This is a genomic window from Pseudoroseomonas ludipueritiae, assembly GCF_014490445.1.
In the GTDB taxonomy this organism is placed as follows: Bacteria; Pseudomonadota; Alphaproteobacteria; order Acetobacterales; family Acetobacteraceae; genus Pseudoroseomonas; species Pseudoroseomonas ludipueritiae.
Window position 1 is genome coordinate 26,765 of the sequence record NZ_JACTUZ010000021.1, and the last position, 17,697, is coordinate 44,461.

General features: G+C 68.7%; 18 protein-coding genes. 8 read left to right on the plus strand and 10 right to left on the minus strand.

What is annotated here, in order from left to right; translation table 11 throughout:
- Positions 1-26 precede the first annotated feature (26 nt).
- Complete coding sequence (locus IBL25_RS07850; protein WP_187777996.1) at positions 27-1,004, minus strand: Bug family tripartite tricarboxylate transporter substrate binding protein; 978 nt, start codon at positions 1,002-1,004, stop codon at positions 27-29.
- A gap of 125 nt (positions 1,005-1,129) precedes the next feature.
- Here IBL25_RS07850 and IBL25_RS07855 point away from each other — a divergent pair, with 125 nt between their 5' ends.
- From IBL25_RS07855 to IBL25_RS07865, 3 genes are all read left to right on the plus strand, one after another.
- Positions 1,130-1,474, plus strand: a complete 345-nt coding sequence (locus tag IBL25_RS07855; protein WP_187777997.1) for a hypothetical protein — start codon at positions 1,130-1,132, stop codon at positions 1,472-1,474.
- A gap of 180 nt (positions 1,475-1,654) precedes the next feature.
- Positions 1,655-3,346 carry a hypothetical protein gene (locus tag IBL25_RS07860; RefSeq protein ID WP_187777998.1) on the plus strand — a complete coding sequence of 564 codons (1,692 nt, stop codon included), beginning with the start codon at positions 1,655-1,657 and terminating at the stop codon, positions 3,344-3,346.
- The gene (locus tag IBL25_RS07865; protein WP_187777999.1) at positions 3,343-3,918 is read left to right on the plus strand and encodes a hypothetical protein; all 576 of its coding nucleotides are present in this window, start codon (positions 3,343-3,345) and stop codon (positions 3,916-3,918) included. Before IBL25_RS07860 ends, IBL25_RS07865 begins: the two co-directional genes overlap by 4 nt.
- Here the strand turns inward: IBL25_RS07865 and IBL25_RS07870 are convergent.
- A complete protein-coding gene (locus IBL25_RS07870) occupies positions 3,915-4,871 on the minus strand; it encodes an NAD(P)-dependent oxidoreductase (RefSeq protein ID WP_187778000.1) in 957 nt (318 codons plus the stop codon). The genes IBL25_RS07865 and IBL25_RS07870 overlap by 4 nt on opposite strands.
- A complete protein-coding gene (locus IBL25_RS07875; RefSeq protein ID WP_187778001.1) occupies positions 4,868-5,281 on the minus strand; it encodes a carboxymuconolactone decarboxylase family protein in 414 nt (137 codons plus the stop codon). The genes IBL25_RS07870 and IBL25_RS07875 overlap by 4 nt, the downstream gene beginning before the upstream one ends.
- A 254-nt stretch (positions 5,282-5,535) precedes the next feature.
- Here IBL25_RS07875 and IBL25_RS07880 point away from each other — a divergent pair, with 254 nt between their 5' ends.
- A complete protein-coding gene (locus tag IBL25_RS07880; RefSeq protein ID WP_187778002.1) occupies positions 5,536-5,742 on the plus strand; it encodes a hypothetical protein in 207 nt (68 codons plus the stop codon).
- Positions 5,743-5,825: 83 nt separating this feature from the next.
- A complete protein-coding gene (locus IBL25_RS07885) occupies positions 5,826-6,536 on the plus strand; it encodes a metal-dependent hydrolase (RefSeq protein ID WP_187778003.1) in 711 nt (236 codons plus the stop codon).
- A gap of 271 nt (positions 6,537-6,807) precedes the next feature.
- Here IBL25_RS07885 and IBL25_RS07890 read toward each other — a convergent pair whose 3' ends face one another.
- The 3 genes from IBL25_RS07890 to IBL25_RS07900 are packed head-to-tail and all read right to left on the minus strand — an operon-like array spanning position 6,808 to position 9,917.
- Positions 6,808-7,863, minus strand: a complete 1,056-nt coding sequence (locus IBL25_RS07890) for an HlyD family secretion protein (protein ID WP_187778004.1) — start codon at positions 7,861-7,863, stop codon at positions 6,808-6,810.
- A 21-nt stretch (positions 7,864-7,884) separates the two neighbouring features.
- Positions 7,885-9,480 carry an MFS transporter gene (locus tag IBL25_RS07895; protein WP_187778005.1) on the minus strand — a complete coding sequence of 532 codons (1,596 nt, stop codon included), beginning with the start codon at positions 9,478-9,480 and terminating at the stop codon, positions 7,885-7,887.
- Positions 9,477-9,917, minus strand: a complete 441-nt coding sequence (locus IBL25_RS07900; RefSeq protein WP_187778006.1) for a MarR family winged helix-turn-helix transcriptional regulator — start codon at positions 9,915-9,917, stop codon at positions 9,477-9,479. Before IBL25_RS07900 ends, IBL25_RS07895 begins: the two co-directional genes overlap by 4 nt.
- 199 nt (positions 9,918-10,116) lie before the next feature.
- On the opposite strand from IBL25_RS07900, the gene hemA reads away from it, so the two are divergent.
- Positions 10,117-11,328 carry a 5-aminolevulinate synthase gene (gene hemA, locus IBL25_RS07905; RefSeq protein WP_255722348.1) on the plus strand — a complete coding sequence of 404 codons (1,212 nt, stop codon included), beginning with the start codon at positions 10,117-10,119 and terminating at the stop codon, positions 11,326-11,328.
- A 237-nt stretch (positions 11,329-11,565) separates the two neighbouring features.
- On the opposite strand, the gene IBL25_RS07910 is transcribed toward hemA, so the two are convergent.
- The 3 genes from IBL25_RS07910 to IBL25_RS07920 form a co-directional block, all read right to left on the minus strand.
- Positions 11,566-11,931, minus strand: a complete 366-nt coding sequence (locus tag IBL25_RS07910) for a response regulator (protein ID WP_187778008.1) — start codon at positions 11,929-11,931, stop codon at positions 11,566-11,568.
- 30 nt (positions 11,932-11,961) lie between these two features.
- A complete protein-coding gene (locus IBL25_RS07915; RefSeq protein ID WP_187778009.1) occupies positions 11,962-13,407 on the minus strand; it encodes an ATPase domain-containing protein in 1,446 nt (481 codons plus the stop codon).
- Positions 13,408-13,515: 108 nt separating this feature from the next.
- Entirely contained in the window at positions 13,516-16,014 is a 2,499-nt protein-coding gene (locus IBL25_RS07920; RefSeq protein ID WP_202986717.1) for a response regulator, read from the minus strand.
- Between the two features lie 125 nt (positions 16,015-16,139).
- Here IBL25_RS07920 and IBL25_RS07925 point away from each other — a divergent pair, with 125 nt between their 5' ends.
- Together IBL25_RS07925 and IBL25_RS07930 are read left to right on the plus strand one after the other, a co-directional pair.
- On the plus strand, positions 16,140-16,400 hold the full coding sequence (locus tag IBL25_RS07925) for a hypothetical protein (protein WP_187778011.1): 261 nt from the start codon (positions 16,140-16,142) through the stop codon (positions 16,398-16,400).
- 16 nt (positions 16,401-16,416) lie between these two features.
- Positions 16,417-16,737 (plus strand): hypothetical protein, encoded by a 321-nt coding sequence (locus IBL25_RS07930; protein ID WP_187778012.1) that lies wholly within the window; start codon positions 16,417-16,419, stop codon positions 16,735-16,737.
- A gap of 26 nt (positions 16,738-16,763) precedes the next feature.
- On the opposite strand, the gene IBL25_RS07935 is transcribed toward IBL25_RS07930, so the two are convergent.
- Positions 16,764-17,414: a TetR/AcrR family transcriptional regulator gene (locus tag IBL25_RS07935; protein ID WP_194433643.1), complete on the minus strand. Its 651-nt coding sequence runs from the start codon at positions 17,412-17,414 to the stop codon at positions 16,764-16,766.
- Positions 17,415-17,697 lie beyond the last annotated feature (283 nt).

Here is a 17,697-nt window from a genome sequence, read left to right on the forward strand (position 1 = left end):
CTGCTGTGGAGCCGGGCCGCACTGCCTCAGTCGGAACTCATGGAGATGTTCTTCTCCCGCACCACCCGGCTGGAGATCGCTTCCTGCTGCTCCAGGAAGGAGGCGAATTCCTCGCCGGTGGAGCCCACGACATCCACCCCCTGATCCTCGAGCGGCTTCCGCACGGCCGGTAACTGCAAAGCCTGCCGCAGGGCTTCTTCCATGCGCTGCATCACCGGCTCCGGCACGCCCGCCGGGCCGAGGATGCCCCAGAAGGCCTTGGCCGCCACGCCCGGCACGCCGCTCTCGATCAATGTCGGGATGTCGGGACGCAGGGGCGAGCGTTTCTCACCGGTCTGCGCCAGGGCCCGCAGAGTGGTGCCCACCTGCCCCCCCAGCCCCACGACGCTGGCCACCGCCAGGTCGATCTCGCCGGCTGAGGCCGCGGCGCTCATCGGCCCGCCGCCACGATAGGGCACGTGCACCATCTTGCAGCCCACCGCATCCTGCAGCCGCTCCATGGTCAGGTGCGCCAGGCTGCCGACGCCGATGGTGCCATAGGTGACGGTATCCGGCTGTTTCTTCGCCTGGGCGATCACCTCTTCCATCCTGGTCCAGGGGCGCTTCACCGGCGTGGTTACCAGCATGGGCGCCGAGGCCAGCAGGCAAACCGGCTTCAGGTCCTTCTCCTCATAGCCCAAGGGCTTGATCAGCAGCGGGTTCACGACATGCGTGTCGAAGACCACCACGAAGGTCTGCCCATCCGGTGCCGCGCGGGCCACGGTGGCGGTGCCCATGGCGCCGCTGGCGCCTGGCCGGTTCTCGATCACGACCGGCACGCCAAGGGACTGGGACAAGGGGTTCTGCAACAGGCGGCAGAGCAGATCGGCACTGCCGCCAGGCGGAAATGGCACGACGATGCGGATCGGGCCATCAGGCCAGGCACGCTGCGCCCGCAGGGCGGCTGGCGCGGTGAACGACAATCCGGCCGCAGTCAGCACCGTGCGGCGCGCGAAGGTTTTCATACCGGCTTCCTCCTGTGCTGCTTGGAAGCCCGCCGGCAAGCGGCGCCGCTTCAAGGCAGGAAGTAGCGGCATTCTCGCGGGCAGAACAGCCGCATCTGCACCGGGTGCATCATGGCCAGGGCCCGGTGTCAGCCGCGCGCCGCCGGGAGCATGCCGCACCGGACGATGGTGGCCATCTCCGGCACCCCGAACTCAACAGCATGATGGCCCAGCGAGTTGTAGAAGATCCGGCCAGCGTTCCGGTGGCGTGCGGCGCGGGGAACAATGCCGCCAGTGCGGTGGGCGTCGGCTGCATCTCGCGCGGCGATGCGTTTGCCTCCCTTGGTACCTCCGGCGTTGTCTTTGTCAGCGGCTCTGGCTTCCTGCCGGACCCGCCACGGGCGGTGCATGCCTTCTGCCACCGCCTGCCGGACACCTGGCCCTGCATGTCGGTCATCCTCTCGGCGGCGGCGTCGCTGAGGCGCCGCTAGCGAGGCCGCGCAGCGGCCGCCAGGAGGCGATGGGAAAATCTCGCCGCCCGCTTCGCCTGAGGGAATCGGCTGTCACGAAGCCCGGCGGACTGGCGGCGGGGGCAGTAATCCAGGCCCTGGCCATTGCGGCGGGCCCGGCCTTCGGCCACATAGGGCGGGATGGTAGCTGGGTCCATCTCCATGTCCCAATTCGTCGGCAACGCGACCGCCGTGCCGCATCACGCCTGGATGGAGGCGCGGCGCGACATCCTCGGCGCCTTCGGGGCTGGTGAGCCCCTGCTCCTGCTCATCGGCCCGCCCGGTGTCGGCAAAAGCCGGTTGCTGCGCGAGATCGAGGAAAGCCTCCGCACCCTCGACCCCCAGGTGCTGCGGCTCGGGAGCGGCGAATGGGTGGAGCTGGAAACGGCGCCGCGCACGCTGCTGGTGGACGAGGCCAGCCGGATGGACGATGCCACGCTGGAGCAACTGGCGCGGCGCCAGGAGGGCTTCACCCTGCTCGTTGGCCTGCCCGCCTTCGCCGCGCGGCTGGAGGCCCTGCCGCATCGTGTCGTGCAGCTTGGCCCGCTGCGGGCGGAGGATGTGCCGGCCTATGTCCATGCGCGGCTCGACGCCACGGGGCTGGACAAGTCGCGCCTCGCGGATGGCACCGTCGCCGCCCTGGCGGAGGCGACGGAGGGCCTGCCGAGCCTGCTGAACCTGCTGCTGGGCACCAGCTTCCTGATGGCCGATATGATGGCCTCCCCTCAGGTGACGCCTGAGCATGTGCGCGAGGCCGCCGCGCTGCGCGACGATGTGGCGCCTTTCGGGGACAGCCCTCCGGCGGAACCCGCACCTGGAACCGCCGTGGCGGCGCCACCTGACGAGGAAGCGGCCCCCGCCCCGGTGGAGCCGGTGGCGCCCCAGCCGGCTCCTCCTCCTCCCCCTCCTCCGGTTCCACTGGCCGCGCCCGCCGCCACAGCCGCAAAGCCCGCGGCGAAGGGCCGTGCGCTTCTTGTCGCGGCGGTGCTGGTGGCTGGCGGCGGCCTGGCCTGGGTGATGGCGCAGAAGGCGCGGAATCCGGAAAGCGCCTCGGCCTCCCCGGCGGTAACGGTGGCCTCCACGGCACAGCCGGGCGCCGCCGAGAACCCTGCCGCGCCAATCCAGGAGGCCACCCCGGCGCCCACCGTGACGGAAGCACCGGCCGAACCCACCGCCGGCCTGCCTTCGGGCGCCATGGTGCGGGTGGTCATCACCTACCCACGCAGCGGCGCGGGCGCGGCGGATCGCGCGGCGGCACTGAGCGGGGAGCTGGAGCGGGCGGGACTTTCCGCCGGCGCACCCTTCCCGCTCTCCCGCCCCATCGCGGCCTCCGGCCTCAGCTACTTCTTCCGGGAGGACCGGGCGGCGGCGGAGCGGGTGCAGGAACTGGCCGGCGCCCGCCTCAGCCAGGCGGCACCCCGGCTCGGCGCCATCGAAGGCGCCATGCCGCGCCCCGGAGCCATCGAGGTGGAGCTTTCCGCCACCGATGCGAGCACCGGCGCCCCACCCCCGGTTGCCGAGGAAACAGAGGCACCGGGCCCACAGGCCGCGGAGCTGGCCGAGCCGGCGAATGGCGCCACGCTGGCGCTGGAAGCGGCGCAGCGCGGCGTCGTGCTGTCCTGGCGCGCGGCGGAAGCGCAGCCGGGCTGTTGTTTTGTCGAGGTCGTGCCGCTGGGGGATGGCGGCGGCAGCCGCGCGGTTTTCGCGGCCTATGCGGAGGCGGCGGACCAGCAGGCCGTGCGCCTGAGCCGCCCCGGCCGCTATGCCTGGCGTATCCTGACCGTCTCGCGTGCCGCCCAGCGCTATACGGCAAGCCCTTGGCGGCACTTGGTGGTAGGGGATAACGCACCATGACCCGGATTGCCTCTCCCCTCCTGCTGCTGCTCGCCCTCGGCCTCGCTGCCTGCCAGTCGGAACCGCCCCCATCACGCCCGGTCTCCCGCGCGCCCGCGCGGCCTGCCCCGCCGGTGCCCAGCGAGGTGGAGGGCGCCTGGTCCTTCAGTGTGCTGGGCGACCGTTGCAGTGCCCGGGTCGCGCACCGGCAGATGACACTGGCCGTATCGGCCGGGCCGGCTGAGAAGGCCAGCTTCTCGCTCACCGCCCCGGGCCGCGGCCTGCCCGTCAACCGGCCGGTTCGGATCGACTTCCGGGGCGATGGCGGCAACTGGCAGCTTCCTGGCCGCACCAACGGCAGCCGCGTGGCCTCGGCCTCCACCCCGCTCAACGAGGCCGGGGAAGCGCGAATCCGGGACCTGCTAGGCGGCGGGACAGTGAGGGCCAGTGGTTCCGGCGTCTCCGCCCCGGCCCTGAGCGTGCCGGATGCCGGCGTCTCCGGCCGCGACTGGTATGGCTGCCTCGCGCGGCTGGCCCAGGGCGCCGCCACCAAGCCCGATGGCGGCGACGCCGCGCCGGACAAGTCTCCCTAAGCGCCCTGATTACCCTGGGCCGGGGTGCCGGCAGCATGATGCCGCATCCCCAGTGCTTCCCCGGCGAGTTGCTCGGAGAAGCGGGCGAAGGCCGTGTGGTCCTCGCCCGGCCCCAGCATGGCGCCGGCGCTGGCCGCCATTTCACGGCAGAGCGCGGCAAAGGGCGTCGGGGTGCCGCCTTCCCGCCCCACCTCCAGCGCGATGGTCAGGTCCTTGACCATGAGGTCCAGGCCGAAGCCTGAATCGAAGCGGCGGGACAGCACGAACTGCTTGAACTTCTTCTGGGTGCTGTTGTTCATGCCGGTGGAGGCATTCAGCACATCCACCATCAGCGCCGGGTCCAGCCCGAAGCGCTGGCCGATCAGCAGCGCCTCGATGCCGATCAGGAAACCGCCGGCACTGGCCAGGTTGTTCAGCGCCTTCATCGCCTGGCCCGCGCCGACGCCGCCGCAGCGGTGGATGCTGGTGCTCATGGCGCGCAGCACGGGCTCTGCCCGGTCCAGCGCCGCCGCCTCGCCCCCCGCCATGATCGCCAGTTCACCCGTCCTGGCGCGCGGCACGCCGCCGGAGACCGGCGCATCCACCAGCGTGACGCCCTTCCCCGCCAGTTCCTCCGCCAGCCGCCGGGTGACGCCGGGCGCGCCGGAGCTCATCTCAATGAAGAGCGTGTCCGGCGCCAGCACCTCGCGGATCTCCGCCACCACCTCAGCCACCTGCTTGCTGGTCGGCAGGATGGTGATCACCGCATCGGCGCCCCGTGCCGCCGCCACGCCATGATCGGCGGCGATGCCGCCGATCTCGCTAGCGAAGCGCGCCGCGCGGCCTGGCACCGCATCGCAGACGGTGAGTTCGAAGCCCGCCGCATGCAGCCGTGCCGCCATGGGCCAGCCCATATTCCCGATGCCGATGAAGCCGATGCGGCGAACCGGTGCGTCAGGAGCGGAGGCGCTCATTCCACTGCCCCTCCCTGCTTCTTTGGCAAGGCACCCTCCGCCACCAGCACCTCATGCGCCGCCTTGAAAGCATCCAGGCCGGCGGGGATGCCGCAATAGGCCGTGGCATGCAGCAGCACCGCCCTGATCTGCTCCACCGTCAGGCCGTTGTGCAGTGCGCCCTTCACATGCAGCTTGATCTCCGGCGTGCGGCCAAGCGCCGTCAGCATCGCGAGGTTCAGCATGGAACGCGTCTGCCGGTCCAGCGTTGGATCGCCCCAGGCCCAGCCCCAGGCCCAGGCCGTGGTGGCGCGCTGGAAGGCCATCATGAAATCATCGGCCTTGGCCATGGAGGAATCGACATAATCGGCGCCAAGAACCTCACGGCGGATAGGCAGGCCTTTGTCGAAGAGCGCTTGATCGTCGGACATTCCGTTTCCCTTATTTCCTTGGTGATCTGAACCCGCCACGCCTACTGCGGCAGCGGAAACTGTAGCAGATGGAAATCGATAACGAAGCCGCGCATCTTCTGCCCTGCCCACAGCCTGCACCTTTCGCGGCGCGGGCTCTGGGCTTCCCCGTCCAGGTCATCGCATGGGATGCCGCAGGAAGAGGATGGCGCTTGGCGGGGGAGCCGACCTATTCTGGGAACCAAGCAGGGCAATGCCTGGCGTGCCTGCTACTGTTGCGCTTCCAAAGCCTGCGCACGGCGGATGCCGGCGCCGTGGTGGCGGCGATGCGCTCGGGCTTCGAAACCCGCCCCGAGGTACGGGAGGTGCGCGTGCTGGCACATGCAACCGAAAGGGAAGGCACGAACTTCCTGGGCCTCGTAGCATCCCGGGTGCCGCCGCCCGCGCATCTCGATCTCATCGGCGCATACACGCCCTTCTGACCCGATGCCTGCCCAACACCCGTAGCCATAGGCCCGATTTGGCATTACAGCCGCCGCGAACACGACTCGGCGAGGAGACAAGCATGAAGATCACCTGGTTCGGTCACTCCGCTTATCGGCTGGACTTCGGCAGCGCTGTGGTGCTGATCGACCCTTTCCTGACCGGCAACGGCAGCTTCAAGGGCGATGCGCAAGCCGTCACCGCCGGCGCCACCCACATCGTGCTGACCCATGGCCATGGGGACCATGTGGGCGACACCGTCGCCATCGCACAGCGCACGGGCGCCAAACTGGTGGCCACCTTCGAGCTGTGCCAGTTTCTCGGCGCCAAGGGTGTCGCGGCCACCGACCCCATGAATACCGGCGGCACCACCGACCAGGGCGAATTCACCGTCTCGCTCACCACCGCCTTCCATTCCTCCTCGGAACTCGATGAGAATGGCGTGCTGCACAACCTGGGCCTGCCCAATGGCGTGGTGATCAGCCCCAAGGCATCGGGCGAGCCGGTGGTCTACCACACCGGCGACACCGACATCTTCTCGGACATGGCGCTGATCGCGGAACTCTACCGGCCCGAGGTGGTGATGGTGCCGATCGGCGACCGCTTCACCATGGGCCCGCGCAGCGCCGCCCTGGCCATGCGCCGCTTCCTGCCCGAGGCCAAGACGGTGCTGCCCTGCCACTACGGCACCTTCCCGCCCCTGGTGCAGTCGCCCGAGCCTTTCTTGCGGGAGATGGGCGACCAGGCCGGGCGCGTGCGCGTGCTGGCGGTTGGCGAAGCCTGCACCGTGTGAGCCGCCCGGCCGGGGGCGGCGCCCGCCGCTCCCGTGCCATCGCCTCAGGATCGAGAAGTGCGCCGCGCCGGCGTCCAGCCACCCCGGTGCCGGCAAATGTCATGGGCGCCTTACAAACAGTTGGTGGTCCTGATGGCGACCGGCGCGGCGAAGTGCCACGCGATGTTCCGCAGGGAGCTTCACGGCCAGACAGCCAGCCCTGCGGCGCATCCTCGGCTGGCACAATGCGCCGGCCCTGCCGCAAGGGCGCCAGCAGCGGCCGGCGCCGTGGTCAGTTGGCCGGCTCGGCAGCCGTGTCGATCCGCACCACCACGGACAGGCCTGGGCGCAGCCTCTGCGCCAGCGGCTGGTTCTCGTCCACCGCGATCCGCACCGGCATGCGCTGCGCCACCTTCGTGAAGTTGCCTGTGGCATTGTCCGCGCGGATGACACTGAACTCGGAGCCTGTCGCGGGGGAGAAGCGTTCGATCCTCCCCGTCAGCTCCGCACCGTCCAGGGCATCCACGGCAAGGCGAACAGGCTGGCCAACCTTCATGCCAGCCACCTGCGTTTCCTTGTAATTGGCCACAACCCAACGGCGCGGCGGCACCAGCGCCGTGAGCTGTGTGCCAGCCTGGACATATTGGCCAACCCGGGCGCCGACCTCGCCCAGCCGCCCGTCCTCGGGGGCGTGGATCTCGGTATTCTGCAGGTCGATCTCAGCCAGCCGCACCGCGGCTTCAGCGCTGTGCACTGAGGCTTCCAGCACCGGGCGGGTGGCCAGCGTCTCCGCCAGGTTCTGCTCAGCCACCGTGACGGAGGCACGCGCCTGTGCCAGCGCCGCCCGCGCCTGGCGCAGCGCCGCCTCGGTCGTGACCAGCGTGGCGCGCGACTGGATGTTGGAGGCCACCAGCGGCGAGATGCGCTCGTAATCCGCCTCTGCCTTGGCCAGGACGGCCTCGGCATTCTGCACCTGCGCGCGCGATACGGCGATGCTGGCCTCCCGCGTCTCCCGCGTCACCGCGAGATTGGCGAGATTGGCCTGCGCGGTGGCAAGGTTGGCGCGCGCCTGCTCCAATCGCTGCCGGTAGATGCGGTCATCGATCTTCACCAATACGGCGCCTGCCTGCACATCCATGTAGTCCTGCACCGAGATCTCGGTGATGTATCCGGCCACCTGCGGGCTGATGGTGGTGATGGGGCCGCGCACATAGGCATTGTCCGTCACCTGCTCCGTGGTGGTGAAGGGCGGCAGGCGCCAGGCATAGAGCACCAGCAGCACACCGGCAGCGCCAAGAGCCAGCACGGGAATGGTGGCGCCTGATTTGAGGAAGGAGGGCAAAGGCATGGTGGTCCTGTGTCGGCCGGGTCAGGCGGCCAATGGCTGGCGGCTGCGCAGCCGCTTGTAGGTCATGTGGCAGAGCAAGATCACGGCGGTGGCGGCGGTGGCCACCGCGACGGCGAAAAAGACATCGTTGTAGGCAAGCACATAGGATTCCCTGCTGGCGACCTGCGCGAGCATCACCGTTCCCTCGGCTCCGCGCAGCGCCGGGTCTCCCAGCGTGCCGGCATAGGCGCCGCTGTATTGCTGCACGCGCTGCGCCACCATGGGGTTCTGCAGCGTCAAGGACTGCACCACATGGCTGGAATGGAACTTCTCCCGGTAGACCAGCAGCGTGCCCAGCCCGGCCGAGCCCAGCAGGCCACCGAAGGTCTGCGAAGCCAGGAAGACCGCGAGATAGCTGGAGATGAAGTTCAGCCCGGTGCGGACCAGATGCGCGAAGCTCCAGGACATGGCAGCGGGCAGGAAGATCGCGCCGCCGAAGGCCACCATGGCCTGCGAGAGATACATGTCATGCGGCCGCGTCAGGCTGGTGGACTGGCTGTCCATCCAGGCGCCCACGGCGATCAGCAAGAGTGCGACCAGATGGATGCCTTCTGCCTTCTGCGGTTCGTTGATGAAGGCCACAAGCAGATAACCGGCCAGCGTCGCCGCCGTGATGACCCAGAACAGCCCGGTCAGCTGGTCGTTCAGAAAGCCGAGGTTCTGGAAGAAGCTGACGACGCCGGTTGCCTGCTCCGCCAGGATGAAGCGCAGGATCAGCATGGAGCCGCCGAAGCCGATCATGGCGCCGGAAGAAAGGAAGCGCATATGCAGCAGCGGCTGCGAGCGGTTCAGCTCAATGGCCAGCAACAAGACCAGAGCCGCGACGCCGCCGGCCAGGGTCAGCCCCAGCCAGGGCACTTCGGTCCACCAGTAGTAACGGCCCAGCGTCAGCGCCACCGAGACCATCCCGCAGCCCAGCGCCAGCAATGGCAGGCTGATGATGTCCACGCGGTCGAAAACCCTGGCGCGCGGAGGCGGGGTGATGGGCACCAGATGCACCACCGCGAAGCTCATCAGCGCCAACCCCATCTCCACCACGTTCAGCCCGTGCCAGAGCCCCAGTTGCAGGAGGTGGGGCGATATGGCACGCGCCAGGGGCGTCGCGACCTGGCTGCCCATCAGCCCGAAGCAGACGCCCATTGTCAGCCGCTTGGCCGGAGGCAGGGGTTCCAGAACATAAAGGAAGGCCAGGGTACTCAGCGGCGCTGTGGCGAAGCCAGCCACCGCGCGCAGCACCACCGCCTGATTGAGGTCATCGGTGAAGAGATGCGCCAGCGAGACCAGCGCGAAAAACCCGAGCCCCAGCTTGGCAAAAATGCGGATGCCATACTGCGTGCGGAATTTCCACAGCAGCAGCGTGGCCGTGGCACTGGTGGCGCTATAGGCCGCCATCAGCCACAGCGCCTCATTCGTGGTGGCGGCGAACTGTGCCTGCGCCGCCTGGGTATTCACCGCCACGAGGTTGTTGCTGAGCCCGGAGGTCAGGCCGAAGAGCATCGAGGCCAGAAAGTAGCCGAAGGTCCGCAGGAAGCCGGCCGGCGGCGGCGCTGGCGGAGCGGGAGGGGCGGTGTCGCTCATTGTCCTCCCTCCCCCGCCACGGCATCCAGGTTGGCGCTGATGGCCCGCAGGACCCGCAGCGCGGTGGCCAGGTCCGCCTCGTCCACGCCCTGAAGCACACGGTCGCGCAACCGGCTGGAGATGCCTGTGACCTCTGCCGCAACCGGGGCGGCCTCACTGGTCAGCGCCACGCGTTTGGCCCGGCGGTCATCGGCAACCGGGATGCGGGCAACAAGGCCCTGGCGCTCCAAGCCATCGAGCAGGCGGACCAGGGTCGGGTTCTCGATGGAGAGCTGCGAGGCCAGCTCCCGCTGCGGCAGCCCCTCCTGTTCCTGGGCCAGCAGGGCCAGCACGCGCGCACGGGCCAGCGTCTGGCCGGAAGCACGCAATTCAGCATCGAAGCAGCTGCGCCAGCGGAAGAAGACGCGCCGCAACTCGGCCCCAAAGGGTTCACGCACACGCAATGCCAGTTCCTGTAGGAAGCTAAATGTTAGCTTGCTAATTAAAGGCCGCCGCTTCTGTTCGCAAGCAGCCCAGACCTGCCCTGAAGAGGTGGCAGCCCCGCATCTGCCGCGCCGTTAAGCCAGTTGCGGGATGACAGGGCTGGTCCAGGTGCCTATCTACCGGCGATTCGTTAGCAAATGCCGGAGGCCCGCCTTGCACCCGTTCCAGCAACACTGCCGAGACGAGCTGGACCGCATGAAGGCGGAAGGCCGCTATCGCAGCTTCGCCGCCCTCACCAAGTCCCGCCGCGACTTCCCCCGCTACACCGACGCGCGGGGCCGGGAGATCACCGTCTGGTCTTCCAACGACTACCTGGGCCTTGGTGGCTCCGATGTGCTGGCCGAGGCGGCGATGCAGGCCATCGAGGCGCATGGCGTGGGCTCCGGCGGCACGCGCAACATCTCCGGCAATACCCCGGCGCATGAGGCACTGGAGCGGGAGCTGGCCTCGCTGCACGGCAAGGAAGCGGCGCTGGTCTTCACCTCCGGCTATGTCGCCAACCAGGCGGCCCTGGGCACCATCCTGGCCAGCATGGGCGGCAACTGGCACGTCTTCTCGGACGAGAAGAACCACAACTCCATGATCGCCGGCATGAAGAATGCCCGCTCCAGGAGCATCTTCCGCCACAATGACGTGGCGCATCTGGAAGAGCTGCTGGCTGCCACCGACCCGGGCGTGAACAAGCTCGTGGCCTTCGAATCCGTCTATTCCATGGATGGCGACATCGGCCCCCTGGCGGAGCTGGCGGCGGTCTGTCGCAAATACGGCGCGCTGAGCTACCTGGACGAGGTGCATGCCGTCGGCATGTATGGCGCGACCGGCGCGGGCGTGGCTGAGCGGGATGGCGTCTCGGACCAGATCGACATCATCCAGGGCACCCTGGCCAAGGCCTTCGGCTGCCATGGCGGCTATGTCGCCGGCACGGCGGAGGTGATCGACTATCTCCGCTCCGCCGCCGCGGGCTTCATCTTCACCACCTCCCTGCCGCCAGCGCTGGCAGCGGCGGCGCTGGCCAGCGTGCGGCATGTGAAGGGCGCCACGGACCTGCGCGCCCGCCATGCCGAGCGCGCGGCACGGCTGAAGGCGGCCTTCCGGGCGGTGGGCGTGGAGCCCATGCCCTCCGTCAGCCATATCGTGCCGGTTCCGGTGGGTGATGCCGCCTTGTGCCGTGAGGTCAGCCGGCTGCTGCTGGAGCAGCACGGCCTCTATGTCACGCCCATCAACTACCCCACCGTGCCGCGCGGCACGGAGCGGCTGCGCTTCACCCCCACCCCGCGCCATGGGGACGCCGATATCGAGCGTGTAGCCCAGGCCGTGGCGGATGTGCTGCGCCAGGTGGGCCTCCTGCGCGCGGATGCGGCCTGACGGTTTCCTCTTGGTAGCGCGACAGCTACGCCATCAAATGCAGGTGGCGCTTGCCGCGCGCTCTCCGCTTAAGCCGCGAGCATGATCGCGATGTGGAAGGACGAGATGGACCACCCCTCTCTAGTGGTGGAAGACTCGGCCGCCGGCTGAGGCGGCCAGCGTGGCGCGTCGCCGCGCCATGCCAGGGATCACATCCCCGGCTGGCTCACCCGCCATGGCGCCGGCATCCGGCCGCCCCTACTCGGGCCGTCCCACCAGATCCACAACAGCCTGCACGATCTCCGTGACACGGAAGGGCTTGTCGAAGACGGCAGCGAAAAGGTCGCCGTTCCGGCGGGCGATCTCGGCCTGCGCGCCACTCATCAGGATGATGGGCAGGGAAAGGCCATCCGTCCGCTCCCGGATGGCACGCGCGAATTCCAGACCATTCATCACCGGCATCATGAAATCCGTGATGACCAGCGCCGGCCGGTCGCGCTGGAAGACATCCAGGCCCTTCCGTCCGTTGCTGGCACGCACAACCATATACCCTTCGTCTTCCAGCGCGAAGGCGAGCACGTCGGCAATCAGGAACTCATCATCGACCACAAGGATCGTCGTCATCTGCCGGCCTGCCCCCAAACGCTGCCGCGATCAATTTCCTGATCTGGTCGCCGTGCCGCCAATGCTGACCGTTTGCGGCACGTCTTCGAAAGCCTTGGCCAGACGGATGCCATCCTGCGTTATCAGAAGCTCCCGGAAAGAAGCATCGAAGGCGCTGTCCCTGATCTTGAGGATCATCAAGATGCGCCGGAGCGTGTCGCCGACCTCGGCAAACCGCATCATCAGGATATTGTCGAAGAGGCTGGACAGTTCCATCGCCGGCATATAGGCGCTGCTGTCGAAGACATTCCGGATCTCCCACGTCGCCATCACCGTAACTCCCATGGCGCGTAGTTCGTTGATCAGCGCCGTGAAGAACTCGAGCTGACGCGCCGGCTCAGCGGAAGCGCGCGCGATGGCGCCGAGGCTGTCGATGAACACGCGGCGGTAGCCGCCCTCGCGCACCGCATCCAGCAACCGGTAGGCGAGCATGTCCATGAACTGCTCGGTCGTGGGCTGCCAGATCAGCCGCACCGCACCGCTTCGTATCTGCTCGCGCAGCCCCAGGCCGAGGGCATCGGCCTTTCGCACCATGCGCCCCTCGGTTTCGTAGAAGCCGAAGATCAGGCCTGGTTCCTCCGGCGTGCAGCAGGACAGGAAGCTCAGCCCCAGGCTGGTCTTGCCGGTGCCGGAAGCGCCGGTCACCAGCGTGGCGGATCTGCGCTGCAGCCCGCCGCCAGTCATGGCGTCCAGGTCCGGCACACCACTTGGGACGGCTTCCTCAACCGGGTCGTCGGCACTGCCCCGGCCGCCCAGCACCGCCTCCAGCCGCGGATAAACCACGACGCCCTGGGAGGTGATCTGGAACTCATGCAGGCCCGGCACGGCGCCGCTGCCGCGCGTCTTGCGCAGGTGCAACCGCCGGATCGCGCGGTTGGCGAGCAGTTCCTCCCCCAGCTCGATCACGCCGTCGACCATGGTGTGCTCGGGGCTGGAATCATCCAGCCGGGCGCTGGTCAGGAACAGCGTGGTGCAGCCGGCGAAGGCGGCGTGGCCCTGCAGCTCCGCGATGAACTTCTTGGTATCGATCGTATGCTCGGCGCGGGAGCGGGCATTCAGCACGCCATCCACCACCAGCACCGTCGCCTTCTGCCGCGTGATCTCACGCCGCAGCAGCTTCACCACCTCTTCCAGCCCCTCGCTCTCCAGCGTGTCGAAGGCGCTGACGAACTGGATCTCGTCACCAACCCGCTGCCGGTCGAAGAAGCTGAGCGTGGACAGGAACTGGAACAGCCGCTCGTGCGATTCGGAGAGCAGCGTCGCAAAGAGCACGCGGCCGCCGTTCCGGGCATGGTGGAAGGCGATCTGGTTGGCGAAGATGGTCTTGCCCGAGCCTGGGCGCCCCTGGACGATATAGGACGCACCCGCCACCAAGCCGCCCTGCAGCAGCGTATCGAGGCCCTGGATCCCACTTTCCAGCCTTGCGAGATATTCCAAGATCCGTAGCCCCGGCAAAAAAGACGATCCCCGGGCAGCGGTTGCCGCCCGTCATGACCTCGCCCATTCCTGCACTGAACGGGCGGCCAGGTCAAAGGGTCCGGCGCCTCAGCCGCCGCTGAGGAGCACCGCCCGCTCCAGGCAATTCAACAACTGCGCGCTGTCATAGGGCTTGTGCAGCATAACCGCGCGCCGCGCCAGGGCCTCCGGCAGATCCGGCGCATGGTGGTAGCCGGAGGCGAAGACCAGCGCGATGTCCGGCACCATGGCATGGACCCGCGCCGCCAACTCCGCGCCCGTCATGCCGGGCAGGCCGATATCGGTGATCAGCACGTCGCAGGGCTCCCGCTCCAGCAACGCCAGTGCTCCCTGGGCATCGGCCGCCATGCGCACGCGGTGCCCGGCCTTGGCCAGCAGGTCGCGCGTGCCTTCGCGGATCAGCGGGTCATCCTCCACCAGCAGCACGGAGCGCATCGCCGGCGCGGCAAGGGCTGGCGGGGCGGCGGGAGGCAGCGCGGCATTGCGCTGCGCTTGGTTGGCCAGCACGTGGCGCAGCTTCCGCGCCAGCGCCTTCTGCGAATAGGGCTTGGTCAGCAACTCCACCCCGGCATCCACGCGGCCGCCATGCACGATGGTGTTTTCCGCGTAGCCCGAGGTGAAGAGCACTGCCATGCGCGGCTGCATGCTCCTGGCGCGCTCCACCAGCTCGGTGCTGCGCATGGGGCCGGGCATGACCACATCGGTGAAGAGCAGGTCCACCGTCATGCCGCTCTCGATGATGGCCATGGCGCCCTCGGCATCGCGGGCGCGCAGCACGGTATAGCCGAGGCTGGTCAGGGTATCGACCACCACCTCCCGCACCGCCAGGTCATCCTCCACCACCAGCACGGTTTCCTTGCCGCCCAGCGCGGGACCGCCGCCCCGCCGGTCGTCCCGCTCCTCCGCCCTCTCGCAACGCGGCAGGTAGAGGCGGATGGTGGTGCCGTGGCCCGGCTCGCTCTCGATCCGCACATGGCCGCCGGACTGACGCACGAAGCCATAGACCATGGAGAGCCCGAGGCCCGTCCCCTTCCCTTCCGGCTTGGTGGTGAAGAAAGGCTCGAAGACCTTCTCCATCACCTCGGCCGACATGCCGGAGCCGGTGTCGGTGACGGCCAGCATCACGTATTCACCGGGTTCGGCCTCCGGGTGCATCCGGGCATAGGCGGCATCCAGCGTCACGTTGCTGGCCTCGATGGTCAGGCGGCCATGGCCTTCCATCGCATCGCGGGCATTGATGGCCAGGTTCAGCAGCGCGTTCTCGACCTGCCCCGGGTCCACCAGCGTGTTCCAGAGGCCGGAGGCGATCATGGTTTCGATCTCGACCTGCTCGCCCAGGCTGCGGCTGAGCATGTCGTCCAGCCCGTGCAGAAAGCGGGCGATGTTCACCACGCGGGGCTGCAAGGGCTGGCGCCGCGCGAAGGCCAGCAGCTGCGCGGCCAAGCGGGCGCCGCGGTCCACGGCACCCAGCGCATGCTCCACCCGCCGCGCCGCTTCCGGCTGCCCGGAAAGGTCGCGCGCCAGCAGCTCCAGGTTGCCATGGATGACCTGCAGCAGGTTGTTGAAGTCATGCGCCACGCCACCGGTCAGGTTGCCCAGCGCCTCCATCTTCTGCGCCTGCCGCAACTGGGTCTCGGCGCGCTGGCGTTCCCGCTGCTCCGCCTCCAGCTCCCGCGTGCGCTCCCGCACCCGCGCTTCCAGGTCGATGGCGCTCTGCCGCAGCATGTCTCGCGCGCGCACCGTATGCTCGATATCGGTGCAGGTGCCGAGCCAGCGGATCACCTCGCCCGTCACCTCGTCCCGCACCGGCAGGGCGCGGCGGAGGAACCAGCGCCAGGTGCCATCGGCGCGCCGGAGCCGGTACTCGGTCTGGTAGCCCTGGCCGGTCTCCACCGCATGGCGCCAGCTCAGGTCCGCCACCTCCCGGTCTTCGGGATGCACCACGCCCAGCCAGGCGGCGACATCCGTCGTCTCCGCCTGCAGGCCGGTGAACTCGCGCCAGCGCTCGTTGAAGTAGTCGTAACGGCCGGTCGCATCGGCGGTCCAGATCAGCTGCGGCAGCGCCGCCGTCAGGGCCTGGAGCTGCGCCTCGCTGTCGCGCAGCGCGCGGTCGGCCGATTGCCGCTGGCGCTCCAACTGCAGCCGCTCCGTGGTGTCGAGCAAGACCTCCAGGATGCCCACCACCTCGTTCCGCCGGTTGCGCACCGGGCTGAAATGCAGGTCCAGCCAGATCTGCTCCACGGTGCCCCCGCGCTTCAGCATGAAGGGCTGCTCGGCATAGGACAGGTGGCCGCCGTCCCGGCAGCGGCGCAGAACCTCACCGATGAAGGCCGCCGCCTCGGGCCAGGCCTCGGCGACAGGGCGGCCCAGGATGCCCGGGTGCCGGTCGGCCGCGAAGCGGGCATAGGCTTCGTTGTAGATCAGGATGCCCTGCTCGCCCCAGAGCAGCGCCAGCGGCAGCGGCGCCTGGATCATGAAGCTGACAGTGGACCTGAGCGTGCCGGACCAGTCCTCGATCGGCCCCAGCGGCGTGGCCGACCAGTCGAAGTCGCGGATCAGGTCAACCATCTCGCCTTCTCCATGGGCGAAGATAGCTTTGGGTTCAGGACTGGCGACCACTGCGGCGAAAGTCATTTGTCAGGTCCCGGCCATACAGATCCATGCGACGGTTCACGACCGGAGGCATGGCAGTAATGATGAAGGCAGCGCTGTGCTGCGCTTCAATCCTGTTTCGTAATACGAAAATCAATATCCTGTTACGGCAAACTGCTGCATTCCTCGCAAGCAAGCCACAGGATCTTACAAAACCGTCATCTCACGGCCTGACTCCGTCACTCCTCTTCCTCCTGCCGCGGGCCCCTGCCTCGCCGCGCGTCTTGAAGCCTTTCCTGACAAGAGAAACCACCCGGGCCATCTTGCTGTTCTTCCAGCAAGAGCGCGCCATCGGCGCCTGACCTGAAGGAATTCATCATGCGGCAGTTCTTGCTGTCTATGGCAACCGCGGGCGGTCTGCTGGTGCTGGCCGGTCCTATCCTGGCTCAGGGCGAGCCGAACCGCTTCATCACCCAGCCGCCCACCGCCACCGTGCCCAACCCGTCCAGCGGCACGCCCAACAGCAGTTCCGGCGTTACCCGGCCTGGTGGCAATGCCGGCAACACCGCCTCCCGCCCGGAGCCGCAGCAGGGGCTGAAGACCGGCCCCGAGGGCACCACCACCGAGGCACCTTCGCTGGAGACGCGGGAAGTCAATCCCAGCGCCCGACCTGACCGTGCGGGCGGCGGCGGCGGCTGAGACGGGCGGCACCGCGCCGCGCGCCCTCAGCATTCCAGCGCGCGCAAGGCGAGGTGGAGATGCGCCTCCCGCATTGCCGGCAGGTCGGGGGCATCGCGCGCCTCCAGCATCATGCGCCAGATGGAGCCCATGAGGATCGGCGCCAGCAGCACATGCGCCAGTCCCGGCTGGCGCACCGCCTCGACCCGGAATTCCCCACTCTCGACCCCCGCCTCCAGCACGCTGTCGGTCAGCCGCAGTGCCGGTTGCAGCACCCGGTCGCGGTAGAACCGGGCGAGTTCCGGAAAGCGGTCGGCCTCCGTCAGCAGCAGCTTCATCAGCACCTGCTCGCGCGGCGGCGCCGCTTCCAGGCGTGCATAGCCCAGTTCGATCAGCGCCTGCAGCAAGGCCCGGGCCGAGCCCTTGAAGCTGCCGGCCACCTGCCGCGCCTCGGTCAGCACAGGTTCCACGCAGGCGGTGACAACGGCTTCGAACAGGTCGGTCTTGCCGCCTGGGAAGTAATGGTACAGCAAGCCCTTCGTCACTCCGGCGCGGGTGGCTACGGCCGCCATGCGGGCGCCGGCGAAGCCGCGGCCGGCGAACTCCTCCATGGCCGCGTCCAGGATCTGCGCATGCCGCTCGGCCGATGGCAGGCGGGCAGCGCGGGGTGAGGTGTCTTCGGGTTCGGTATCGGTCATCGGGTCCGCCAGGTTCATCTATGCGGCCTTGTTGACCATTTGGTCAATAGCATCATATAGGAACGGCCGCCGGCCCTTCCGCCGGCACGGCAGGAAGGCCCCATCGCGTTCATGCTCGACCACCCCGCTCCTCACGTCACCGCCTCCTCCGGGGCCTCCGTGCCACCGCGCCGCCGTGGCTGGGTCTGGCCGCTGGTGGTGCTGGCGCTGCTGGCCATGGGCGGCGCGGTGGCTTGGCGCCTGCTGGCCGACCGCCCCGCGACCCCGCCCTCCGCCGCTGCCG